This window comes from Parasphingorhabdus marina DSM 22363 (assembly GCF_900128895.1).
GTDB lineage: Bacteria > Pseudomonadota > Alphaproteobacteria > Sphingomonadales > Sphingomonadaceae > Parasphingorhabdus > Parasphingorhabdus marina.
Map to the genome: position 1 here is coordinate 1,785,453 of NZ_FSQW01000001.1, position 24,774 is coordinate 1,810,226.

The window sequence follows — 24,774 nt, forward strand, 5'->3', positions numbered from 1 at the left end:
ATGCGCGCGGCTTTCATGCCAGCTTCCACCTGTCGCCGGTTAAACCGGGGCAAACTCGAATGCACCGAAAAACGGGCCGGGACACAGGGAGTTAGAGATGAGGGAATCACGCAACAGATTTATTGCGCTGGCATGCACGACAGCGCTGGTTTCATTTACGTCAGGCACCGCAATGGCGCAGGACGCCGCAGTACAGGATACGGCAGCGGAAGAAGAAAATATCATCGTCGTCACCGGGTCCCAGATCCGCGGCGCGAAGATTGATGATGTTCTGCCCGTCACGGTTCTGGATGAGGAGGCCATCGAAACCACGGATGCGGCATCGGGGGACGAGCTGTTCCGCTCCATCCCCCAGGCTGGCCAGGTGGCATTCAATGAACAAAGTACCGCGGGTGGCGTCAATGGCGCACGCGGCGATATTGCCTCGATCAACCTGCGTGGCCTGGGCACCGGCAACACCCTGTTGCTGATCAACGGACGCAGGATGGTTCTGAATCCGGGATTTCAAACGGAGCTTTTCGTGCCGGTTGTTTCCCCGGACACCAACTCCATCCCTCCCGGTGGTGTACGCCGGGTCGAAGTGCTGCGTGATGGCGCGTCCGCTCTTTACGGCGCCGATGCCGTTGCCGGCGTGGTCAATACTCAGCTCAAGGACAATCTCGACGGCGGATTTCTGCGCGGCAATTACAGGGCATCCACCGGTACCAGCCTGTTCAACTACAGCATTCGCGGCGGGATCGGATTTGATTTCAACGAAGGCCGCAGCAATCTGACGCTCTACGGCTATTATTTCCACGAAAACGGGGCTCCGTCGTCCATTCGTGACTATTCGCGCAGCAGCGATTTGCGGCCATTTGTCGAAGGCACTGATTTCGAAGGCGATACCCAGTTTGATAACCGCTCGATCAATTCGCCATTCGGTGCATTCGATATTCAAGGCTCCAGTGCCAGCTCCTCCAACACTACAGTCCTGCGCGACGATGACTTTCACCTGCAACCCTGCAGCCTTTTTGGTGCCAGCGGGCAGCCTGGTGATGGCCGGTTCCTCGATCTGGGCAATGGATTATGTGCTGACAATGGCGGAACGATTGACCGCTCCATCCGCTATGATATCGGCGCGGATCGCGACCTCTTTTCGGAAAAGGACCGCTACAATCTCCAGGCGCTCTTCAACCATGAACTGAGCGATGCAGTGGAACTCTATTTCGAGGGGTCCTACTACCGCTCGGAATCCAGCCGCCAGCGCGAGCAGAACACCATGCTCAGCGCGGTGCCGATCGGGATACTCGCATCCGCCTATTACAACCCGCTCGGCGCGACCACGCTGGCTGACGGTTCACCCAACCCCAACCGCATCACCAACGGGCTGGGCAGCGGCGTAACCGATGCCGGGCGTGACCTGCTGCTGGAGGATTATCGCTTTGTTGATTTCGGCCCACGTATGGGACGCGTCACCAAGGATACCTACCGGCTGGTAACCGGATTGCGAGGCGATCTCTGGGGCTGGGATTTTGATACCGGATTTCTCTATTCGCAGGCCAATACGACGGATTTCACCGCGAATCGTATTTCCGGCACATTGCTGCAGGATGCGATCAACCGGAATGATCCGACGGCCTATAATCCGTTCAACGGCGGCTGTTTCGAGGGGCAGGGTCTTGGACCCAATCTGGCGGATTGTACGCCGAGCAATGCGGCGACCATCGACAGCGCGCGGATCGACGTCTTCCGGAAAGGCGAGACCACTCTCGCCCTGTGGGACTTCAAGGTGTCGCGTCCGGACATCTTCACGCTTCCGGGCGGTGATGTCGGTCTCGCTGCGGGTATCGAATTCCGCCGCGAAACCTTTATCGATGACCGGGATCCCCGGCTGGATGGCACGATCACCTTTACCAATGCAGTTAATGGCGACTTTTTCGGCAGTGACGTCATCGGATCCAGTCCGTCTCCGGATACGAGCGGCAACCGGGAAGTCTATTCCGGATATGCGGAAGCCTTCATTCCCATTGTTTCCGAGGACATGGATATCCCGCTGGTCAGCGAGCTGAACCTGCAGCTGGCTGGTCGCTTTGAGAGTTTCTCGGACTCGGGAAGCACGTTTGTGCCGCGCGTCGCCGCATCCTGGACGCCGGTTCGCGGGATCATTCTCCGTGGTGCCTGGTCGCGCGGTTTCCGCGCTCCCAACCTTGTGCAGGTGAATGATCAGGGGACAACCCGTTCCAACTCCGAAATTCCGGCGGTGGAATGTGTCGCCGAGATCATTCAGGGGATCGAAGACGAAGTCGCCGATTGCGGTACAAGAGGTCTGATCGACTTCCGTTCCGGCGGCCCGGACCTGGAACCGGAGAAAACGGAGAGCATCAATCTGGGTGTCGTGCTCGCACCGGAATTCCTGCCTGGCCTGACCATCACCGCAGACTACTGGCGGGTGCGTCAGAACGGTATTGTCGGCATCCTTGGCAACCAGAATGCGCTCTATCTTGACTTGCTCCAGCGCCTCCAGGGCAGCTTCAATCCCAATGTTGTCCGGGACGACCCGGATGCCGGCCAGTTAGCGCTCTATGCCGGGACGGGAATCAATCCGGCTGGTGACATTATCCAGATCCTGAACCCCTATCAGAACCTGGACAGCCGGACATCTGAAGGGGCCGATTTCAGCATTATCTATGATGTTGGCAGCACGCCGTTCGGAGACCTCAAGTTCCAGGTCAATGCGGCCCGGCTGATCAGCTTCAACCAGTCGCCTGGACAATCCGGTGCGCCGCTGGCTGATCTGGAATCCGTATTGTCGGGTATTCCGGAACTGTCGGCCGGTGATGTCGCGACACTGGCAGCCGAAGGATTTGGTGAACTGCTTGAACGGGATGGCCGGCCGAAATGGCGTCTTTCCGGTTCGATGAACCTGCGCAACGGCCCGGTCCGGTTCAGCCTGTTCGGACGCTATGTCGGCGAATGGGATGATCCGAGCGCCACGCAAAATGACACCGGCGCGCTGTTCCGCGGTGATGACTGGTTCACGCTCAATGCGTCGATCAGCTACACGATTGAAAATGATACGGGCCTTGATGGCACCCGCATCAAGTTCGGTTTCAACAATATTTTCAATCAGGATCCGCCAATTGCCGACGAAAGCTATGGCTTCTTCGGGGAACTGCACAGCGCCCGTGGCCGCCAGTTCAGCTTTGAAATCCAGAAGAAGTTCTGATTGAAAAACAGAGGCGGCCCAAGGGTCGCCTCTTTCATATGGGATGATGTCCATGACAGCCGGAAGCCTTCGTGCCGTTACTCTTGCGTCGATCATTGTGCTGGCAGGTTGCGCGACAACAGATCAGCCGCCCGTTGCCGCTGTGGAGAGCCGGCAGGGATTGTGCCAGACGAACGGGGTGGTACTCGACATCGATTTTCCTGCGGGAAATGTCGGTTCGTGCCAGGTGACCGGTTCGAACGCCTTCACGCTCACAATCACACCGGAGGACGCACCGCCGATCAATTGCAGCGCCTGGTATGCCTTCCGGCTAACGCCACGCGCGGGCAACGAGGCGCAGAAAGTCAGCATATCTCTGGATTATGAGGCCTGTGGCCATCGATACTGGCCGAAGACCAGTTCTGATGGGAACATATGGACACGGCTAAGCAACAAGCAGTTGGAATTGAACTACAAGCTGGGAAGTTCGGAAGGGACCAGGCTCGCCCCGCGTGCGACGTTCAAGGTTGATCTGGAACCAGGCACGCCCCTGTTTGTCGCCGCTCAGGAGATTCTGGTTCCGGCAACCTATGATGCCTGGATTGAACGTGTGTCCGCAGCCGACGAAGTGACAGCTTTTGAACTGGGCAAATCGGCCGAGGGCCGCGATATTCCGGCCCTGTCCATTGTCGCACTTGGGCAAGAGCCGAAGGAACAAGTGGTCCTGGTCGGCCGACAGCATCCGCCGGAAATCACGGGTGCGCTTGCGATGTTCCCTTTTGTGGAAACCCTGCTTGCCGACACCCCGCTTGCCAGAAAATATCGCGCCCGCTTTGCGACAACGGTTGTGCCGATGCTCAACCCTGACGGCGTGGTCCGCGGCTACTGGCGGCACAATACGGGCAGCACCGACCTGAACCGCGACTGGGGCCCGTTCAAACAACCCGAGACGCGACTGATGGACCGGCTCCTGAAAGATATGGCCGCAGATCCCGACCGCGAGCTCAGCTTCTTCGCGGATTTCCATTCGACCCAGCGTGATATCTTCTACACGATCCCGGACGAGTTTCCGACCCGGCCGAAACTGTTCATCAAACGGTGGCTGGGGCTGCTTGAGACGCGCATGCCCGATTTTGAAGTCCGCCGCAGCGTCAACAAAAATCTCTCCCAGGCCAATTCGAAAAATTATGTTTACCGGACTTATGGTGTCCCCACCGTGACCTATGAAATGGGAGATGAAACCGACCGCGAGCTGATCCGGAAAGTCGCACAGGAGGCAGCCGTCGCGATGATGGAAACTCTGCTGGCTCCCGAACCGGAATGAGCAACAGGAGCCTCCGGTCATGAGATGGGCAGCCGGTTTCGCGCTTCTTGCATTGATGGCATGCCAGTCGACCGGAGCCAGCAGTGTTGCGGAGGAACAGGCGACCCTGATCATCCGAAACGGAACCCTGTATGATGGCACTGGCAGTCCCGGTCGGCTCGCCGATATCGTCATCGCGGGGGACCGGATCCTGCACGTGGGAAAGGCGGCTGCTGCGAAACATGCGAACGCGAGGGCAATTGATGCCAGCGGTCTGATCGTCGCGCCGGGTTTCATCGACCCGCACACCCATGCCGGTAGCGACCTGAATTCCGCGAACATAGAACGCCGGCGCAATCTGCCATTTGCCTATCAGGGCGTCACCACGGTGCTCGTGGGCAATGACGGCCATGGTCGCACCGATATCAGAGAGCTGGCGAACCGGGCGCGGGCCCAAAAGATCGGGACCAATGTCGCCTATCTCGCGGGTTTTGGCCATGTCCGGAAAAGCGTGATCGGCGATGCCGACCGGGCGCCTTCGGCCAGCGAGATGGAGCAGATGAAAGCCATGATATCCCGTGCGATGTGCGAGGGGGCCGTGGGACTTTCGACGGGATTATATTATACACCGCAAAATTTTGCGAAAACCGGGGAAGTCGTCGAGCTGGCAAAAGTCGCCGCCCGTCATGGCGGATATTATGATACTCACATGCGGGATGAGAGCACTTATAACATCGGCCTGAGCGGAGCAGTGGAAGAAACACTGGAAATTGGCAGGCAATCGGGAGCTGCTGTTCATATTGCGCATATCAAGGCATTGGGGCCGGCGGTCTGGGGTCACAGTGCGAAAATTATCTCCCGCATTGAGGCAGCCCGGGCCGATGGGCAGAAGGTGACCGCCGACCAGTATCCCTGGGCGGCCTCGGGTACGCGGATCAGCAATGCACTGGTGCCGCGCTGGGCTCTGGATGGCGGGCTGGCTGGCTTGCGCGAAAGGCTGGCTGATCCGATTAAGCGTAGCGAGATTCGCGAAGGCATGCTGGCCGGACTGAAGCGGCGCGGGGGCGCGGCGAAACTTCTGGTCACCGGCAAACTTGGCAAGGCGCAGGTGGAGACGGGACTCACTCTGGCAGAGATTGCGGAACGCAGCGGCCAGGAACCGGTCGATGCGGCTATCCGGATTCTGGAAACCGGGGATGCCCGACTGGCCTCGTTCAATATGGATCCCGCAGACATCCATGCTTTTGCCGTGCAGGACTGGGTAGTCACAGGTTCCGATGGCAGCACCGGCCACCCGCGCAAATATGGCAGCTTTCCAAAGGCCTATCGCGATTTCGTCCGGGAGGAGAAACTGATAACGATGGCACGGTTCGTCCGCCGCAGCAGCGGACAGGTCGCCGATATTGCCGGTCTGGCTGATCGGGGATATGTCAAGGCGGGCATGGCGGCGGATATCGTGATCTTTGACCCGGACAAATTTGCACCAAATGCGACTTATCAGCAGCCGAAAAAATGGAGTTCGGGCGTGCGCTATCTGCTCGTCAACGGCTCGCTGCTGATTGAGCGCGGCGAGCACACGGGCGCTCTGCCGGGTCGATCGCTGCTCAAGGACAGCGCGTGCTGAAATTCTGGTTCGCCATTCCGTTGTGGCAACGCGTTCTCGGTGCGCTGGTTCTGGGTATCCTTGCCGGTCTGTTCTGGGGACCGGAAGCCGAGAATATCAAATGGATCGGCGACCTGTTCATCCGGGCGATCAAGATGCTGGTCGTGCCGCTGATTTTCTTTTCGCTGGTGTCGGGCATCGCCGCGCTGGGAGACCTGAAAAAGCTTGGCGATGTCGGCGGCAAGGCGATCGCCCTGTTCGTCGCCACTGGCCTGATTTCGGTATCCATCGGTCTGACCATGGGGACGATATTCGAACCCGGTGTCGGCCTCGACATTTCGATGCCCGAGGGTGTTGCGATTCCCGAGCCGGCAACCACTTCGGTCACCCAGATGATCCTCTCGCTGATTCCGGAAAATCCGGTGATGACCATGGCCGAGGGACAGATATTACCGTTGATCATTTTTGCGATGCTGTTCGGCATTTCGCTGCTGATGGCCGGACCGGATGCGGCTCCGATTGTCCGCGCAGCAGATGCCGGTGCTGCGGTAATGCAGAAAATGACGATGCTGGTGATGGAGCTGACGCCGTTCGGGGTGTTTGCCCTCATGGCCTGGGTCGCCGGGACGTTCGGGTTTGATGCCCTGTTGCCGCTCGCGCAGATGGTGCTGCTCAATTATGCCGGCTGTTTCATCCTGATACTGGCCCTGTACCCGATCATCTTGAAGACCATTGCCAGGCTCAATCTGGCTGATTTTTACCGCGGGATTATCGATGCCCAGGCAGTGGCCTTTTCGACCGCATCCTCCAACGCTGCGTTACCGGTCACGTTGCGCTGCATTCAGCGCAATCTGGGCGTTTCCAAGAGTGTGTCCAGCTTCACGGTCTCGCTTGGCGCGACGATCAATATGGACGGAACCGCCATGTATCTGGGACTGGTGGCTTTGTTCGGCGCGCAGCTATACGGCATTGAACTGACCTGGATGTCCTACGTCCTTATCGCGCTGACCGCCACGCTGGGTTCGGTGGGGGCGGCGGGAATTCCGGGGTCGGGGCTGATCATGATGAGCCTGGTGCTGACGGCCATTGGCGTGCCGCTCGAAACCATCGCCTTTGTCGCGGGCATCAACCATATCATGGACATGATGCGAACGATGACCAATGTCACGGGTGATGCCACCGTGTCAGTGGCGGTAGGACGCATGGTGGGTGAAATCGATGTCGAGGAATATCGCTCGGACGAAGATATCTAGTCCGCGCCGACCAGTTTGGCGAGACGCTCTCCCGATCCCATCGCCAGCGTCCAGCCCAGCATGCCATGCCCCGTATTGATGGCCAGACCCGGCATGGGACGGGAAATGATCGGCAGGGAGTCCGGCGTCATGGGCCGCAATCCCGCCCAGAAACTCGATGCCTGATCAAAGCGGCCGGCATCAGGCAGCGACTGTCGCGCCAGCTTGATCAGTGTTTCCATGCGATTTTCGCGAAGGACGGCCTGGCGATCACCCAGATCTGCCAGTCCGGCCACACGCATCCGGTCGCCCAGGTTGGTAAAAACCAGCCGCCTGCGGGTATCGGTAATGCTGGTGGTCGGCGACCCGTTACCCATCGGCATCTCGAAGGAATAGCCTTTCATGGGTTCAACCGGCAGTGTGATCCCCAGTGGGGTCAGCAGGCTGCCGGAAGAGCTGGCCGCACAGATGATGGCGAGGTCCGCCGTCAATATGTCGCCACTTGCCAGTTCGATCCGGGTATCGGCTTGTCCGGGATCAACCCTCGCAACCCTTTGTCCGAAACAGGTTTGTACATGATAGGAAGCGGCCAGGATCCCGGCCATTTGCTGGCAAAAACGAAATGCATCTCCGACCTGCTCACCGGGGGAATATACGGCACCCGCGATGTCCGCGCGCCGGTCTTCCAGCGCAGGTTCGATCGCAATGGCTTCGCCGGGCGAAAGTATCTCCTGCTTGCCACATTGTCCGTTTTTCAGATTGACCGTATATCTGGCTCTCTCGAGACTTTGCTGGTCATCCAGCAGGTGCATCTTTCCGTTTGTCCGGAGCCCGAAGTCGATATCATGTGCTGCCGTTAGATCGTCCATCGCCCGGAAGGACTCTCGTGCCAGCCGGAGTCCTGCCAGTGTGTGCTTTTCAAATCTCCTCGGCGTGCAGTTGCTCAGGAACCGGGCCAGCCAGGCCAGATATCGCCAGTCAGGTCGACAGTGCAGGCGGAAGGCCGGATCGCGGCGCAACAGCAAACCGGGCATGTTTTTCAGAATCGCAGGACTGGCGAGGGCGTCGGTATAGCAATAGCTGAGCTGGGCGCCATTCGCATGAGATGCCCCCATGGCCGGCTGCGGATTCTCATCGATAATGGTGACGGACAATCCGCGCCGGGCGAGGGCATAGGCGGTGGCCATGCCAACTGCACCGGCACCGATAATCACTGCAGAACGTGCCCTAACCATCTGAATCTGTTTCCATTTCAGATACAGAATGGAAGAGAAGCGCGACCGACACCAACAGCGAAGCGACGCCATATTATAGCCGCTGTCTATGGATGAAATGCGGAGCAGGTCCGGCCGTTTCGCAGCCGATGCCACAAAGCGGGCAAAAAATATGCCCCGCCAGCTTGAGGAGCTGACGGGGCGTTGGAACAACGGGTCGCAATTATCGTTCCGGGAATTCTATTAGCGCAGTCCGTTACGGCCGGATTGTACAAAATGGTCACCCCGGACATTTTTCCTCTCTCTCTCTCTCTCTCTCGCCATTGACAAGGCAAGCCTGCCAATCGGCCGGGCAGGCTCAGGGCGCAACTTCCCATTCTCCCGGTTGCAGGTCTCCCAGTGACCAGTCCCCGATCCGTGATCTGACCAGCCGCAAGGTCGGATGACCAATCGCTGCCGTCATGCGGCGGACCTGTCGGTTGCGTCCTTCGCTTATCGTCAGTTCCAGCCAGCAATCGGGGATGGATTTGCGGACTCGTATCGGGGGATCGCGAAGCCAGAGGCCGGGATCGGCAATTCGCTCGACCGCCGCCGGACGGGTGCGACCATCTTTCAACTCAAGGCCATTTCGCAACAGGTCGAGGCTCTCTTCGTCCGGTTCTCCTTCTACCTGGACCAGATAAGTCTTGGGCAGCTTATATTTGGGATCGGCAATGCGCGCCTGTAATTTGCCATCATCTGTCAGCAGCAAAAGACCTTCGCTGTCCCGGTCGAGCCGTCCCGCAGGATAGACGCCTTTCACATCGATATAGGCAGACAGGGTTGGTCGTTTGGTGGTGGTGCCCCGGTCGGTAAACTGGGACAGGACGCCAAAAGGCTTGTTGAACAGGATTAGCCGGGACATGATGCTTCTTTGACAGCCGCACCGGAACTCGGCAATGAAATTGCGGATCGTCCGGATCCGGGTCTGTTTTTTCCGCCAGCGACAAGAGCGCAAATGAAACTGAGCAATTTCGACATTCCTGCCTTTGTGCAGGATCACTGGCAGAAGAAACCACTGATGATTCCCAATCCGTGGGAGGCCTGGCGCAATCCGCTGTCCGCCGATGAACTGGCAGGTCTCGCTTGCGAGGAAGAGGTGGAATCTCGTCTGGTGACGTCCGGAGCGGAAGGGCGGGAGACCGGATGGGCGCTGGAACATGGCCCGATTCCGGAACAGCGCTTTTCCACGCTGGGCGAAAGCGACTGGACGCTTCTGGTCCAGGCCGTTGATCAATATGTGCCGGAAGTTGCGGCACTGATCGAGCCATTCCGATTCATTCCGGACTGGCGCATCGACGACATCATGGTCAGTTACGCAGCCGATGGCGGTGGTGTGGGTCCGCATTTCGATCAATATGACGTCTTCCTGATTCAGGGCGCTGGCCAGCGGCGCTGGCAAATCGGACAAGCCTGCGACGAAGAGACGCTCCTCCTGCCCCATGACGATCTGCGTCTGCTTGCCGAATTTGAACCGCAAGAGGAATGGATATGTGGGCCGGGCGATATTCTCTACCTCCCACCCGGCATTGCGCATAATGGCACAGCCGTGGGAGATGACTGCTTGACCTATTCAATCGGATTCCGCGCGCCATCCACCAGCGAACTGATCGGTTACTGGAGTGATGACATGCTGGCGGATCTGGTAAAGGATGCGCGTTTTGCCGATCCCGACCTCATGCTGCAGGAAAACCCGGGAGAGATCCGGGCAGAGGCGCTCGACCGGATGCATGAGATGATCCGCAGCAGGTTCGATGACCGCGACGCCTTTCGCCGCTGGTTTGGGCAATATGGCAGCATTCCAAAATATGCCGAGCATGTCGATGCGCCGAATACCGAACAGTCGGAAACTGACATTGCGGCGCGACTGGATGCCGGCTCGAGACTGTTCCGCAACCCCTCCAGCAGGTTTCTGTTTGTCCGGAAGGGCGACAATAGCCTGACCCTGTTTGCCAACGGTCATTCTCATGACTGTTCCGGAGCGCGAGCGCGGTTTGCCGAACAGCTTTGTGCGGTTCCAGCGGGGCAGGGAACGATCGAACCCGGCCCGGACGAGAATATTTTGTCGCTTGTCACCGCATTGGTCAATCAGGGCAGTCTTGTCTTTTGGGACGACCAGGACTGAATCGGTCGCAAAGGGGCGAGAGACTTTCTATCTCGTCCGCCGAAAATCCTCTCCCCCAATCCACAGGACGCCGAAGCGTCCGTTGCGGGCAGTGGCTTTGCGAGACCCGCTATAGAAGACCGATGTTCTGATGGTACGGCCATCATTATAGGCCAGCGTGAGGGTTGGGCCGTTCAGTGTCCAGCGTCCTGCTGTCCCGGATCGCGATCCGCCGACCGCAGCATTGGAGCTCACGCTGGTAGTGGAAGCATGTGAAAATCGGCCATCTGCGGCAAAGGTGAATTGCTTGACCTGCGCAGTCAGGACGCTGCCGCCCAGCGCCGTATTTCCGCCGCCGCCAATTGCCTGAAACCGGCCCACCAGCGCTTGCGGTCCCGGCAGCGGTCGAGGCGGACCGACGGTTCTTTTGAGCTTTGAGCTGTCGCCGTCCGACCAGTTGACCACTATCTGGCCACCTGATTGCCGCCTTTGCCCGATACCGCCCTTGCTGTTCCGGCGGAGCGCTGCGAAATCGACGCCGTCTACCGGATATCCGCCGAGTTTCGCGGCGGTGCCATCCTTGTACAGCGCGACCAGATCATAAACCGGATAGGCAGCGCCTCCGACACCATAATTATAGCTGAGGTCAAACAGAATTTCGGACGCGGGGACGGATTTGCCTGTTGCCGCGGGAACCGCTGTGGCTAGTTTGGCCGGGTGGCTTGCCATATTCGGACCTGCTGAAGCCAGGCTCGCCATTTTCTCTGTGCTGGTCTGCAGCCGTTCCGTCAGGCCCGGCTCCGAGCGGGGCGCCAGATGGGCCAGGACAAGGAATTTGCCGTCAGCCTGCCGTACGCCAATGACCTTGCCCTTCATGACGATATTGCGACTCTGATATTCGATGTCATGGATTGCGAGCCCGCTTTCCGATCGCGCCCGGGATGTGACCACGATATTGGCCCGTGCCGTCAGCCCGTCTGCGATCAGTTTCACGGCCAGTGCCGGATCGGTTACGTCCGCTACGTTCCGGAAGATCATCGCTTCCCGACCGGTGCCGGACCGGTAGACGGTCATCTCCCCATTTTGCGACCGGGTCCAGTCCGAAGGTGCGATGGCGGCCGGTTCGGCCAGGGCCAGCGGGGGCAGGATCTGAATGATCGCAACCACTACAATCCACTTGCCCAATCCGGATGCTATTTGCCCGGTTTTCATTTGCCTGGTTCCCATTTTCAGGCCCTTCTGTAATCTGAGTGGCGATAGAGAGCACCTGACACAGCGCTTCTCCAGGAAAGGATTTTATATGGCCTATAATTATGCGCTTTTTAAAGTTTCGCGGCAAGGCCGGCTGGCAACAGTCACCATCGAAAATCCCCCGGTCAATCTCATAACCGTGCAAATGTATGAGGAACTGCAGGGGCTAACGGCTGAACTCGAATCCGATCCGGATCTGACCGTGGTGCTGTTCAAGAGTGCAGACCCGGATTTTTTCATTGCCCATTTCGACGTTGAACTCATCCTGTCTTTTCCGGTCGAGGGAGAGGCGGAAAAGAGCACGGAGCCGAATCCGTTTCATGTTCTGTGCCGCCGGTTCCGCACGATGGACAAGGTCACGATCGCACAGATCGAAGGAAGAATTGGCGGCGGTGGCAACGAGATCGCGTCCAATATGGACATGCGTTTTGGTGTGAAAGGACGAACCCGGATCAGCCAGATGGAAGTGCCGCTGGGAATCCTGCCAGGCGGAACGGGGACGCAGACTTTGCCCGATATCGTTGGCCGTGGCCGGGCGCTTGAAATCATAGTCGGGGCCGAAGATATCGACGCGGAAACGGCAGAAAAATGGGGTTATCTGAACCGGATTTTCGCACCAGACGAGATAGGCGAGAAGGTGGAGCAGTTGACGCGCAAAATCGCCGGATATCCGCCAGATGCCGTGCGGCTGGCCAAACAGTCGGTCAACAATGCTACTGCAGATACCGATGCAGGGCTGTCGGAAGAAGCCTATTTGTTCCAGCAGCTGATCCGTACACCGGACGCCCGGGCGAACATGACCCGGTTCCTCGAAATTGGCGGACAGACAAGAGATGGCGAATTGCGGGTCGATGAGCTGGTGCGCCAGCTGGGTTCGGAATAGGCGCGGGTTTTTGCAAATCGGGCTTTCCAATTTGTCCGGACAAATTTAAAGCGGTTGTCAGGATGTGATTCTGCATCGGACATGTGACAACCGGAGGGCAAGCGTGACAGTTTCAGGGAAGATCATTCTGCGACGCGAGATCACCGCAAGCCCGGTGGCGGCGGATTTTGAACTTGCAGAAGAGGTGCTGGCAGATCCCGCAGCCGGTGAACTGCTCGTCCGCGTCATTTATCTTTCGCTCGATCCCTATGTCGGCTCCGCCCTGCGCGGACGGCACATGACACCGCAACCCCTGCCTGGAGACCTGATTCCCGGAAAAGGCATAGGCCAGATCGTCGCTTCTGCCGATCCGGATTTTGCAGTGGGCGATTATGTGACGGGCGAAATGGGATGGCGCGATCATGTGCTGGTCCCGGCTGGCGACATGCGCAAGGTTGATAAGGAAATGGCACCGCTTTCCGCGCAAATCGGGGTGGCGGGCATGCCCGGACTGACGGCCTGGGCGAGCATGCATCATCTGGCGGACGTCCGGCCGGGCGATCAGGTGCTGGTCTCTTCCGCCGCCGGCCCGGTGGGCGGGACCGTGGGCCAGATTGCCCGCATATTGGGCGCCACGCGTGTGGTCGGCATTGCCGGGTCCGAGGAAAAATGCGCACTGGTAACGAACAGCTACGGTTTCGATGCCTGCATCAACTATCGCGATGCGGACTGGAAAGAGCAGCTAGCAAGCGCCATGCCGGAAGGCATCAGTGTTTATCATGACAATGTCGGCGGTGAGTTGCTCGACACGGCCTTGCAGAATTTGTCCGACTATGGCCGGGTGGTGCTCTGCGGACTGGCGTCGCAATATCAGGCAGATGAGCGTCCAGCTGGACCCAATCCGGCGATATTCATCGTCAAGCGGGCCAAGGTGATGGGGCTAGTTGTCTATGATTTTCTGGAGGAACAGCCGAATGTTACCCGAAAAATCGGTCAATGGATCGCGGATGGAAAACTGGCTTATGTCGAGGATCGGGTCGAAGGCCTGGATCAGGCGCCGGTCCTTTTCGAAAAGCTGATGGCGGGCCAGAATATCGGCAAGGCGATCGTGGCGGTTGGCCCGGAGACAATTTGATAGCATTTTCCGGGGTCGCGGACCCGAAACCATGGGAATTCAAAGATGCAGCGCAAATATGTAACATTGAGCGACGGCCGCCAGGTGCACTACCGCCACGCCGGGCAGGGACCGGCGATGCTTTTGCTTCACCCGTCTCCGCAATGTTCCGAAGCGATTGTCCCGGCGCTCATGGCCCTTTCGGAGGTCTGTGAATGCCATGCACTGGACACGCCCGGCTACGGTTTGTCGGATGATATCAGCGAAGCGCAACCGGACATGGGCCATTATGCCGACAGCGTCATTGCCACAGCAGATGCGCTGGGCATGGAACAATTCTATCTCTATGGCGCGGCGACCGGATCGCAGATCGCGATTGAGCTGGGCAAACGCTATCCCGACCGGGTGAAAATGATCATGCTCGATACCAACGGGCATGTGTCTGACGAGGATCGCTGCCGTGTGCTGGACGGCTATTTCCCCGATGTCACGCCGCGCAGGGATGGCGGCCATCTGATGACTTACTGGGACATGTGCCGGCACCTGTTTGTCAGCTTTCCCTGGCAATCGGAGCGGGTGGAGGACCGGTTGGGCGTCCCGTTGCCGCCGGTGGAGGTGATCCAGACAATATTCCTGCGCTATCTGCGGGCGGGATCCGGTTATGCCAGGGCCTACCGTCCGGCGTTTGAAACCGAGAAGCGGGCGCATATGGACGGTCTGAATGTGCCGACGACCATGATGCGCTGGGAAGGCAGTATTGCGCTGGCGATCACCGATGCGCTGATTGCGGAAGGTGTCCCGGACTGCCTCGAGATCCTCCATGCCGGGCCTGCGCTCGAAGATCGTTACCGCGTTCAGGTCGAAGCGTTGCGCAAGGGGATCGCCGCACATGGCGATACTCCGGCCCTGCAGCCGCAACGGAACACCTGCCCGGCCGGGAAACTGGAGCGCTGCTATTTCGCTTCCGGAGACATGCAGATCCATGCACAGATCAATCGCGAAGGAGAAGGTCGGCCGCTGATCCTGATTCACGACGCGCTGGGTTCCAGTGACCAGATCCGTGCGCAGGCAGAAAGGCATGTCGGCAAGCGGCCGGCCATGCTGGTGGACCTGCCCGGCCATGGTGCTTCGACGGAGAATGCAGAGGCAATACCTGGCTCTGCGAAATCCTTTGCGCAAGCGGTCGCGCCCGCGATCGCGGCGTTCACCGGTACAGCAGCAGATGTTGAGGGGGTCGGACTGGGCGGCGCCATCGCCGCCGAATTGTCACGACTTGTCCCGGTCCAGAACGTGCAGCTGGTCGACCCAGTCCCCTTCACCGACGCAGAACGAAACGAGGCGGAATCATCAGCCGTTATCGACCTGAGCCCGGAAATGGATGGCTCCCATTTGAGCAAGGCCTGGGCGATGGTAATTGACAGTGAATTTTACTGGCCCTGGTTCAACAACACTCCTGCCGGCGTGCGCACGTCCGATGCCTGCCTCAATCCGGAATGGCTGCATCTGCGGGTCAGCGATATGCTGCGCACCGGTTTGGCCTGCGCAGATCTGATCCGGCTGGGCATGTCCGTTGACTGGCGGCAAGTGTTTGATGGCCTCGAGCGGCCTGCGGACGTGATCCTGAGCGACCGTCATCCCTGTCCGGATCGGCTGGACAGCTGGCAGGTGCGGACAGCAAACTGACCACCCGCAAGGTCCGGAGTTATCGGATTTGATGTCAAGGACGGACGATTCCGGGGCCGAGTGATCCCGGTCAAATGCGCAAGAAACTGTGGTCTGTGGATCACAGTGCGGACTTTTGCGATGAATTGCCGGTACAAATATTCGCGCATTTATCCTGAATTAAACACGGTATTTCAGCGTCTTGCGAAATATTCATGCCCCGTTTCGAATTACGAATTTGCGCACAGCTCATCGCGAACGCATTGATGACTCCGGTTTTCGGCGTAGTTGTGAGCGTGACGGGGATTGCGCGCTCCGTCATGCTTGGGGGTATTTATGTCTGTACGATACGGGTTTCTCGCGGGGCTTTTGTGTTTTTGTGCGGTTCCGGCAGCGGCGCAGGAACAGGAAACAGAGGTCGATCCGGGACCGCAAGTCATGTCGCCGGTGGACTTTGTCGAGCTTCCGCGGGTGGGCTATACCGGCCTGTCACCTGATGGCGAGCAACTGATCCTGGCCCTTACCCGGACGGACTGGAAGAAAAACAAAAAGATCCGCGATCTGCAACTGCTCGAAATCGAGACAGGGGAGGTTCGCGATCTTCCGCGATGGCGGGGATATAGCTCTGATCGCAACCCCGCGTACTGGGCACCGGACGGATCGGGTTTTGTCACCACCTTGAAGAGGCGGAAAGAGAAGACCAGTCAGGCCTATTTTTACGATGCAGGCAGCGGCAGCCTGTCCCGGCTGACCGATCATCCAACCAGTGTTTCAGATCTGAAATGGCTGAGGGACAGCACCGGTTTCTTCTTCGTCGCGGGCCGAAATGATGACACCCCGGAAGAGATCAAACAGTGGCAACTGAAACCCTATGATGTCTCAACGCCACGGGAAATCTGGTGGCACGATCTGAAGGAGAAAGCGTCGGGTCCGGTCATCAGCGGCGCATTTTCGATCCGTGGTTATGCCCTGTCGGATGACGGCGCCTCGATCATTCACATTCGCCGCCCGGAAGGGGCCGGCTATGCCAGTCAGGACAATGAGGTCTGGCTTTACCGGCTGGCGGACAACAGCAGCGTACGCCTGACCGACAATGACTATCAGGAAGCGGGAGTTCGCCTCTCGCCGGACAACAGCCAGTTTGCCTTCATCGCCACGGTCAATGAGAAGGGCGAACAATATTATGAGGACAATCTGTTCATTCAGGATGTCGGCGCGGCCGAACCGGAGCTGATGCTGCCCGATGTGCCGATGGAAATTGTCGACTTTGAATGGGATGAAACTGGCGACGGAATTTATCTGCTGGGCAATACGGGCGTGCGGACGGAATTGTACCGGCTGACCATTGAAAACGGGAAACTGGATCGCCTGACTCGCGGCGATCATGTCGTCGGCAGCTGGACGTTCGACCGGCAAACCGGCACCCATCTGGCGCGGATCACCTCGGCCAGCAATCCTGGAGAGATCCATATCAAGCGGAGATCTGACAGGAGATTCAGGCAGTTAACCCGGGTATATGAGGACCTGCCACAAAGGATCCGCCTGCCAAAACAGGAAGCCTATAGATGGAAAGGGCGTGACGGGACAGATCTCGAAGGGGTTCTCGTCTATCCGGTCGATCATGACGCGAGCGAGGCATTCCCGCTGGTTACTATTACCCATGGCGGCCCGCGATCATCGTCCCAGTTCGGGTCGTGGAACACGTCCCGTTATGTGTCGGTGCTGGCTGGTCAGGGCTATGGTGTGTTCCTGCCCAATCATCGCGGTGGCACCGGATATGGTGACGCGTTCATGCGTGACATGGTCGGCGCCTATTTCCGTAATGCCCATCTCGATGTCCTCGACGGCATTGACAGCCTGATCGATGCCGGGCTGGCTGATCCGGACAGGCTTGTAAAAATGGGATGGAGCGCCGGCGGACACATGACCAACAAGCTCATAACCTTTACCGACCGGTTCAAGGCCGCGTCTTCGGGAGCAGGGGCTTCGGACTGGGTTTCGCAATATGCCGAAAGCGACGTCCGCCACAACCGGACGCCCTGGTTCGGCGGTTCGCCCTGGGAGAAGGACGCCCCGCTGGAAAGCTATATGGAGCAGTCGATGCTCAAGGATGCCTGGCGCGTCACCACCCCGACGCTGTTTTTCAATGGCGCCCGCGATGTGCGAGTGCCGCCGACACAGGTGATCATGATGTATCGGGGTGTGCGGGAAACCGGCACGCCGACCGCGCTTTATCTCGCGCCTGGCGAACCGCACAATTTCCGCAGGCCTTCCCATCAGCTGTTCAAGATCAACACCGAGCTGGACTGGTACGCAACCCATGTGAAAGGGGAGCCATATCAGCCGCAACTGCCGGATGTGGAGATGAAGGACGACGTCAAACCCGAAGAACAACCGCCTGAGATCGTCGAGGACCCGGTCGAAGCCGAGCCAAAACAGGAACAGGTCCCGGGAGCTTGAGCATGCCACTGATTACCAATGACATCGTCACTTTCGGGCTCTTGTCCATCATGCTGGGCGTATTGTTTTATGCCCGCAGTCTCGGTGGCGGATGGACAAAGTTTTTCACTTTCGTTCCGATCGTTCTGCTCTGCTACCTCATCCCCTCCCTGCTCAACAGCTTCGGTGTCATATCCTCCGAAGACAGCGGCCTGTGGGACATCGCCAAAAACTATTTCCTTCCGGCGGCGCTGATCCTGTTGACACTCAGCATTGATCTAAAGGCCGTATGGGGACTGGGACCCAAAGCGCTGATCATGTTCTTCACTGCCACGGTGGGCATCATCATCGGCGGTCCGCTGGCGATCATGATTGTCGGATCGTTCAGTCCCGAAACCGTGGGAGGCAGTGGTGCCGATGCGACCTGGCGAGGGCTGGCGACGCTCGCCGGAAGCTGGATCGGTGGCGGCGCGAACCAGACCGCCATGCTTGAGGTCTATGGCTATAATCCCGAGCGCTATTCAGCGATGGTGGCGATCGATATCGTGGTCGCCAATATCTGGATGGCCTTCCTGCTCTACGGTGCCGGCAATGCGGACAAGATTGATGCCTGGCTGAAGGCCGATTCCAGCGCGATCGCAACCCTGCGGGACAAAATGGCGAATTTCAGCCTCGCCGTCGAACGCAAGTCGACGGTGGAGGAACTGATGGTGCTGCTTGCCATTGCCTTTGGCGGGGTGGGGCTGGCGCATTTCGGAGCGGGTCTGATCGGCCCGGCCTTTGCATCAGCTTTCGGCAGCTCCGAGGGTGTGCTGTCAAGCAGCTTCTTCTGGATTGTGGTGATCTCGACCACGCTGGGTCTGGGGCTGAGCTTTACGCGGGCGCGGGATCTTGAAGGAGCGGGGGCATCGAAATTCGGAACCGTGATGATTTTCCTTCTGGTGGCCATTATCGGCACGAAGATGGATATCTTTCGCATGGCGGAACAGCCATTGCTGATGCTGGTCGGGATTATCTGGATGCTGATCCACACGATCCTGCTGTTCATTGTTGCAAAGATCATCCGCGCGCCGTTTTTCTTTATCGCGGTTGGCAGCAAGGCGAATGTCGGAGGTGCCGCTTCGGCGCCCGTGGTTGCGGGCGCCTTTCACCCGGCCCTGGCACCGGTGGGCGTTTTGCTTGCCGTTCTGGGATATGCACTCGGGACCTATGGCGCAATCATGACCGCGGAACTGATGCGCATGGTCGCTCCGTGATTGCAAGCGATGGCAGGAATGGGCTAGCTGTTTGACCTGCGGCACTTTATTGTCCGTTTCCGGAGGCCCGTCAGGATCGAGACATGCAAAATGAATCCGGTTCCACTGCGTCAGTTCCTCTGTCCGAAATCCAGACACCTGCGCTGCTGCTGGATCTGGCGAAGCTAGACGCCAATAGCGCGCGTCTGAAAAAGCATCTGGACCAGGTTGCACCCGATATCCTGCATCGCCCGCATCTGAAGACGGCCAAATCTCTGGAGATTGCCGAGCATGTTCTGCGTGGCCGGGAGCAAGCGATTACCGTTTCAACCTTGCGGGAAGCCGAAATTTTTGCCCGGGCCGGGTTCCGCGATATCCTCTATGCTGTCGGTATCGTCCCGTCCAAATTGGCGCGCGTTGCGGCTGTGCGAGAACAGGGAGCGGATCTGAAGATCATTACCGACAATGCGGACGTCGCGCGCCGCATTTCCGAATTCGCGGCACGTACCCATATGACCATTCCCGTCCTCATTGAAATCGATTGTGATGGCCACCGGTCTGGCCTTCGACCGGCGCAATCCGATGCCATTGTTGCGGTTGCAAAGGCGCTGACCGATGGCGCAGAGCTGGCGGGAGTGATGACCCATGCCGGCGGGTCGTATGATGCGGGCAATTCACAGGAAGTCGCAGCGGCAGCTTCTGGTGAAGTGGCTGCCATTGTGCAGTCGGCACAAATTCTGCGCGATGCAGGATATTCTGTTCCGATTGTTAGCATCGGTTCCACGCCAACCGCTCTCAGTGTAGCTGACCTCTCCGGAGTGACAGAGATCCGGGCCGGTGTGTACATGTTTTTCGATCTTGTCATGGCCGGGCTGGGGATATGCCGGGTTCGTGATATCGCGCTGTCGGTTCTGACCACCGTGATCGGCCATCAGCCGGACAAGGGCTGGATCATTGTTGATGCCGGCTGGATGGCGATGTCGCGGGACAGGGGCACAGCCAGCCAGGACGTTGATCAGGGATATGGCCTGGTATGTGATCCGGACGGCCAGCCGATTCCGGATCTGATCATGGAGAGTGCCAATCAGGAGCACGGCATCATCGCGATGATGCCGGGGTCGGCAGGTTCATTGCCCGATTTTCCGGTTGGTAGCCAGCTGCGGATCCTGCCCAACCATGCCTGTTCAACAGCTGCGCAGCACGGTCACTATGACGTTCTCGACAGCGAGAATCGGGTCATTGCGAACTGGCAAAGATTTGGTGGCTGGTAAAATCATCAGAACACCCTCATTTCTGAAGATTCAAGGAAACAGACGGTGATCCTGATCCTTGGGATTCTGGTTAACGGGATATGTGCCAAAACGGGACAAAACTGGCGCTAAGCAAGTAAAATCAGGTAATAGTCTGCCGTACGGAGTAAATTCTTTCCTTAACAACCAGTTGCGGTTTGATTCTGCGTCCGCTTCTCCTTTAGCAAGAACCCGGGTCGATTTACGGAAGAGATATTCTTTCCGGACACCGCTGAGAAAGCGTCCTGGCCCGTTCCAGACAGTTTTCCAGACCTCCGGAAGGAATCGGGGGTATGTAATGAACAAAATGAAAAAGATGCTGGCAGTGTCTGCTGCAGCTATTGCCATGGTGGCAATGCCTGCCGCGGCTTCAGCCGAGGTGCTGGTTTACCACGCAACAAACTACACAAGCGGGCCCGGCAAGCACGGTCTGTGGACCAATACGCTGAACAGCGGTTCCGACCGGTTTTACGAATTCCAGTCAGACATGATTTTTACCGTGGACACGGTGGCCGGAACCGGCTCTCTGACCGGGACGGCCATCAATCCATCCAATGCCGTGGCGGAAATCAACATCCTGCTCGGCGGGTTTCTGGAGACGACCAACGGTTCGCCTTTTCAGTACAAGCAGGAAGGTGGCGGCGCTTATGATCCGCTGACCGATACGCCGGATGTCGATTTCTTCACCACCGCGACGGGCTCGATCACGATTGACGGCAACCAGTTCAATCTCCGGTCCAATCCTTTTGCCAGCAATTATGCTTTTCAGTGGGGGCAGGGTGCCAATGCCAAAAATAATGATTTTGGCGGTTCGTCCTGGCTTCTGGTCGAGGATGCCAATGGCCGCAACCTCGCGCACTGGGACGTGAACTTCAATCTCGCTGCGGTACCGGAACCGACAACCTGGGCGATGATGATCATCGGCTTTGGTGCGGTTGGTGGTGCGATGCGCCGCAGAAAAAAACCGGCTATGGCATTCGCATACGCCTGAGTATTTCAGTGCTCGCAGAAAAGGGGCTGGCGGTGCGTTCCGCCGGCCCCTTTGCATTTTGTCCTAGCGCAACAGATGCGCGTCCGCTTCGTCGCGGTGTTTTTTCAGATATTTCATGAACGGTGTTCCGCCGGTGCCGACATCGGACGTGTTGCCGGATCCTCCGCGCGACTGTTTGTTGATGTAACTTGCTGCATATTCCAGATGACGGGTCCGGAAGCGCGTCAGATTTTCGATACAGTCATTATAGAGCGATTTCAGCGCGGCATTGTCCTGCCTCTGAATATGATTGCGGAGCTGGCTGTTCGCACGGATATCGTCAATGAAACGCCGGTGTTCGGGCGGACGATAGATATGCAGCTGATCAAGATAGGTGCGCAGCGGATCACCGGCATGATCGACTCCCAGGAAGGCATCCATTGCAGGGACAATTGAGGACTGGGAGCCGGTCTGACCGCGAAAGCTTTGCGGTTTTCCGTTCAGCCCTGCGACCCCTTCATATATCAGTCCGTCGGGTAGCGCGGGATTGTCCTTCCAGCCGTGGATCCAGGGCCGAACCCGATGGAAATAGACATAGGGATCACAGCGTTCGGGCATCCGGTTGAAAATGGCGTTCATGTCATCCCAGACGGTCGACATGGCGGCGAGGCCGCTTTCCAGAGCGGCGGTATCGTCATTGTCACAGGCAGCGATCAATGCGGGAATGGTCGCCAGCATTGCGCCCGCGCGGGCTTCAATCGCTACGTGAATCAGTACGAACCAGGCTTCGTCCTGCCCGCCGAGAAACGGCTGATTCATGTAGACGTTGGACAGATCGATCTCTTTGCCGGAATCAATCCGTCCCCAGTTATCAAGTACATAGGCGGAATAGGTCAGAAGCGGTGGCTGGCCAATCGAATCGCTTAACTGCCAGATCGGGACGGCGATGGATGGCGGCAGGGATCGGGGGGCTTGCGGTTCGCCCCAGACATAGGACTGAACAAGGAAGGAGTAATGCACAAAGGCGGCACGCTGTTCGGCGAGACTGGCACCTTGACAAAAATCACTGAGGTCCAGTGTGGGCAGTGTCGCGATATGCCGACGGACTTCGCCGGACACCAATAGCCGCGGCAGGTCCATTGCCAGGTTCACGACCGGCGCGAAAAGGTCCGGCAAAACCACATCATGCGCATCGTGCGGAGAGAGAAAACCGCGGTCGCTGGAAATGCCGTAGGCGGCGGGATCAGAGGATATCATGTCCGGGCTCCATCAGGATTTGACTATTCTGCAATAATAGCCGACATTGACCGAAAATATCTTGCTTTTTGATCTATGGAATAGGGATAAATATCAATAAATGATGGAAATAGACCTCATAAACCGCAAGATATTGCGTGAGCTGGAGATCAATGCCCGGATCAGTAATTCCGATCTGGCGGGACGTGTCGGCCTGTCACCTTCGGCCTGTCTGCGCCGGGTACAGGAACTGGAGCGCAGGGACGTGATCAAGGGCTATCGCGCGATTGTCGATCCGGCGGTACGCGGCGCTGCGATCACGATATTTGTGATGGTCGGCCTGTCCGAACATCTCAAAAAGGATGCCCTGGCTTTCGAGGACGCGATTGCCGAGGCGCCCGAAGTCCGCGAGTGCCACAACATCACGGGATCGGTCGAATATCTGCTCCGCGTCGAAGTGGCGGATCTTGCCGCCTACAAGGCGTTCCATGCCGATATTCTCGGCGAACTGCCCCAGGTTGGGAGCATTACCTCCCATATCTGTCTGGGCTCGCCAACCGACAAAAGGGCCTGATTAGCCGGGCAGAATTCTATTCCTCGACATGCTGGTCAAACAGGATCGGATTGCCGTCCGGATCGGTGATCACGAAACTCGCCGGTCCCTTGGAGTCCGGATCTGCTTCCTGATCAAATGCGACACCCGCTTCCTTGAGCTGCTTCTGGATGTCCCGGACATCGGTGAAATTTTCCAGCGTCTGGGCATTGCTGTCCCAGCCGGGATTGAAGGTCAGCATGTTTTTCGGGAACATCCCCTGGAACAGGCCGATAACCGTGTCGCCATTTTTCATGATCAGCCAGTTTTGCGCTTCCTCGCCGTGAAATTTCGTGAAGCCGAGTTTCTCGTAAAACGCGCGCGAGATTTTGAGATCCTTGACGGTGAGGCTGAGTGAAAAGGTTCCGATTTGCATTTTGGTCTCCGTTTCTGATGAAAGTCTGGAAGGGTCAGCTGCGCGCAGGCAGAATTTTCGGATTGCGCAGCAAGGCTGCTGAAACCAGCGAAATCAGCAAACCGACAGGGAAAATCTCCAGGAAGGTGATCGGCAAGCGGTACCAGGGCTTGCCATAGTTTTCGGTTAGCTGCTGTGTATCCGCGATGACCTTGCCGAGCGCTTCGCCGGTGACTCCGCGCGCCCGGGCATTTTCAATCACACCGGCGGCATATTCGTGGATAAACGCATAGTCGGATGACAGCAGATACATTTCCCACACGAACACATACATAAAGGCGGCAATGGCAGAGATCGCGAGGCCCAGTCCGAGTGCCGGCAGAAACCGGATCACACCGCCCAGTTCCTGATCTCGATGCCGCTTGATTCCGACAAAGATCATCGACAGCGCAATCAGCATGATCAGATAGCCGAACAGCTCGGAGGCCCAGAAGCCCTGGCCACCGCTGGTGACGATGCCAAGCAGCATCGACAGGATGACAATGGTCCCCGAAATGATTCCGTAAACAAGTGCCGTTCTTGTCATGATTTCCCCTCCGCTGATGCGCTGGTTATGACATCGGTCCGGCGGAAATCCAATCACCCGGACGGGTGATCGGGGCCATTTCACCCGAATTGCTCAGGGTATCAGATGCAGGCTCCGCGCTTCCTCAATCGCCCGTACCCGGCCGTTGACCTGCAGTTTTTCGAACAGATGCGCGATATGTGTCTTCACCGTGTTGGGCGAAATTTCCAGCGATCGGGCAATTTCCTTGTTCGACTCCCCCCGGGTCATTGCTTCCAGCACTTCCAGTTCACGCTCCGAAATGCCGAGTGACCGGAGCGCGGCATCATTGCGTTCAAAGGGCTGCGGCGGCGTTTTGCGCGTCAGCCGCGACCCGACCCAGACCCCCAGCGCCGCAAAGCCGACCGCGATCAGGGTGATATATATCTCAACCGGATAGAGTTTCAGAAAATACTGAAACTGCAGCCATTCGAGGGCGAAGGCGGCCAGCGCGAGGGCAATGGCATAAAACAGGATGGTCTTCAT

General features: G+C 58.0%; 20 protein-coding genes. 13 read left to right on the forward strand and 7 right to left on the reverse strand.

The genetic code is table 11. From position 1 onward, the window contains the following. Positions 1-97 precede the first annotated feature (97 nt). From BUQ90_RS08850 to BUQ90_RS08865, 4 genes are read left to right on the forward strand one after another with little or no spacing between them, the layout of a single operon-like run. Positions 98-3,205 (forward strand): TonB-dependent receptor domain-containing protein, encoded by a 3,108-nt coding sequence (locus tag BUQ90_RS08850; RefSeq protein ID WP_074204635.1) that lies wholly within the window; start codon positions 98-100, stop codon positions 3,203-3,205. Positions 3,206-3,257: 52 nt separating this feature from the next. Further along, on the forward strand, positions 3,258-4,508 hold the full coding sequence (locus tag BUQ90_RS08855) for a M14 family metallopeptidase (RefSeq protein ID WP_159437078.1): 1,251 nt from the start codon (positions 3,258-3,260) through the stop codon (positions 4,506-4,508). Between the two features lie 19 nt (positions 4,509-4,527). Then, positions 4,528-6,111, forward strand: coding sequence for an N-acyl-D-amino-acid deacylase family protein (locus BUQ90_RS08860; RefSeq protein WP_074204637.1), 1,584 nt, complete (start codon positions 4,528-4,530; stop codon positions 6,109-6,111). Further along, positions 6,105-7,343: a dicarboxylate/amino acid:cation symporter gene (locus tag BUQ90_RS08865; RefSeq protein ID WP_074204638.1), complete on the forward strand. Its 1,239-nt coding sequence runs from the start codon at positions 6,105-6,107 to the stop codon at positions 7,341-7,343. The genes BUQ90_RS08860 and BUQ90_RS08865 overlap by 7 nt, the downstream gene beginning before the upstream one ends. Here BUQ90_RS08865 and BUQ90_RS08870 read toward each other — a convergent pair. Both BUQ90_RS08870 and BUQ90_RS08875 read right to left on the reverse strand, forming a co-directional pair. Beyond that, entirely contained in the window at positions 7,340-8,557 is a 1,218-nt protein-coding gene (locus BUQ90_RS08870; protein ID WP_074205001.1) for an FAD-dependent oxidoreductase, read from the reverse strand. The genes BUQ90_RS08865 and BUQ90_RS08870 overlap by 4 nt on opposite strands. 337 nt (positions 8,558-8,894) lie before the next feature. After that, positions 8,895-9,440 carry a pseudouridine synthase gene (locus BUQ90_RS08875; RefSeq protein ID WP_074204639.1) on the reverse strand — a complete coding sequence of 182 codons (546 nt, stop codon included), beginning with the start codon at positions 9,438-9,440 and terminating at the stop codon, positions 8,895-8,897. Between the two features lie 93 nt (positions 9,441-9,533). Between BUQ90_RS08875 and BUQ90_RS08880 the strand changes: the two genes are divergently transcribed. Further along, a complete protein-coding gene (locus tag BUQ90_RS08880; RefSeq protein WP_074205002.1) occupies positions 9,534-10,700 on the forward strand; it encodes a cupin domain-containing protein in 1,167 nt (388 codons plus the stop codon). A gap of 27 nt (positions 10,701-10,727) precedes the next feature. Here the strand turns inward: BUQ90_RS08880 and BUQ90_RS08885 are convergent, their stop codons facing one another. Continuing rightward, complete coding sequence (locus BUQ90_RS08885; protein WP_074204640.1) at positions 10,728-11,891, reverse strand: lipocalin-like domain-containing protein; 1,164 nt, start codon at positions 11,889-11,891, stop codon at positions 10,728-10,730. 88 nt (positions 11,892-11,979) lie between these two features. Here BUQ90_RS08885 and BUQ90_RS08890 point away from each other — a divergent pair, with 88 nt between their 5' ends. From BUQ90_RS08890 to BUQ90_RS08920, 7 genes are all read left to right on the forward strand, one after another. After that, entirely contained in the window at positions 11,980-12,813 is an 834-nt protein-coding gene (locus tag BUQ90_RS08890; protein ID WP_074204641.1) for an enoyl-CoA hydratase/isomerase family protein, read from the forward strand. A gap of 103 nt (positions 12,814-12,916) precedes the next feature. Next, positions 12,917-13,927: an NADP-dependent oxidoreductase gene (locus BUQ90_RS08895; protein WP_204244756.1), complete on the forward strand. Its 1,011-nt coding sequence runs from the start codon at positions 12,917-12,919 to the stop codon at positions 13,925-13,927. 45 nt (positions 13,928-13,972) lie between these two features. After that, positions 13,973-15,589: an alpha/beta hydrolase gene (locus BUQ90_RS08900; RefSeq protein WP_074204642.1), complete on the forward strand. Its 1,617-nt coding sequence runs from the start codon at positions 13,973-13,975 to the stop codon at positions 15,587-15,589. A gap of 315 nt (positions 15,590-15,904) precedes the next feature. Beyond that, on the forward strand, positions 15,905-18,028 hold the full coding sequence (locus BUQ90_RS08905; protein ID WP_084192582.1) for a prolyl oligopeptidase family serine peptidase: 2,124 nt from the start codon (positions 15,905-15,907) through the stop codon (positions 18,026-18,028). 2 nt (positions 18,029-18,030) lie between these two features. Continuing rightward, entirely contained in the window at positions 18,031-19,263 is a 1,233-nt protein-coding gene (locus BUQ90_RS08910) for a DUF819 family protein (protein ID WP_074204644.1), read from the forward strand. An 83-nt stretch (positions 19,264-19,346) separates the two neighbouring features. Continuing rightward, the gene (locus BUQ90_RS08915) at positions 19,347-20,513 is read left to right on the forward strand and encodes an alanine racemase (protein ID WP_074204645.1); all 1,167 of its coding nucleotides are present in this window, start codon (positions 19,347-19,349) and stop codon (positions 20,511-20,513) included. Positions 20,514-20,829: 316 nt separating this feature from the next. Continuing rightward, positions 20,830-21,522: a PEPxxWA-CTERM sorting domain-containing protein gene (locus BUQ90_RS08920; protein ID WP_074204646.1), complete on the forward strand. Its 693-nt coding sequence runs from the start codon at positions 20,830-20,832 to the stop codon at positions 21,520-21,522. A 63-nt stretch (positions 21,523-21,585) separates the two neighbouring features. Here the strand turns inward: BUQ90_RS08920 and BUQ90_RS08925 are convergent, their stop codons facing one another. Next, positions 21,586-22,758, reverse strand: coding sequence for a PrnB family protein (locus BUQ90_RS08925; RefSeq protein WP_074204647.1), 1,173 nt, complete (start codon positions 22,756-22,758; stop codon positions 21,586-21,588). A gap of 100 nt (positions 22,759-22,858) precedes the next feature. Between BUQ90_RS08925 and BUQ90_RS08930 the strand changes: the two genes are divergently transcribed. Continuing rightward, complete coding sequence (locus BUQ90_RS08930) at positions 22,859-23,311, forward strand: Lrp/AsnC family transcriptional regulator (protein ID WP_074204648.1); 453 nt, start codon at positions 22,859-22,861, stop codon at positions 23,309-23,311. A gap of 16 nt (positions 23,312-23,327) precedes the next feature. On the opposite strand, the gene BUQ90_RS08935 is transcribed toward BUQ90_RS08930, so the two are convergent. The 3 genes from BUQ90_RS08935 to BUQ90_RS08945 form a co-directional block, all read right to left on the reverse strand. After that, complete coding sequence (locus BUQ90_RS08935) at positions 23,328-23,705, reverse strand: VOC family protein (RefSeq protein WP_074204649.1); 378 nt, start codon at positions 23,703-23,705, stop codon at positions 23,328-23,330. Positions 23,706-23,739: 34 nt separating this feature from the next. Beyond that, positions 23,740-24,270, reverse strand: a complete 531-nt coding sequence (locus BUQ90_RS08940) for a DUF4199 domain-containing protein (protein WP_074205004.1) — start codon at positions 24,268-24,270, stop codon at positions 23,740-23,742. A 93-nt stretch (positions 24,271-24,363) separates the two neighbouring features. Further along, complete coding sequence (locus BUQ90_RS08945; protein WP_074205005.1) at positions 24,364-24,774, reverse strand: response regulator transcription factor; 411 nt, start codon at positions 24,772-24,774, stop codon at positions 24,364-24,366.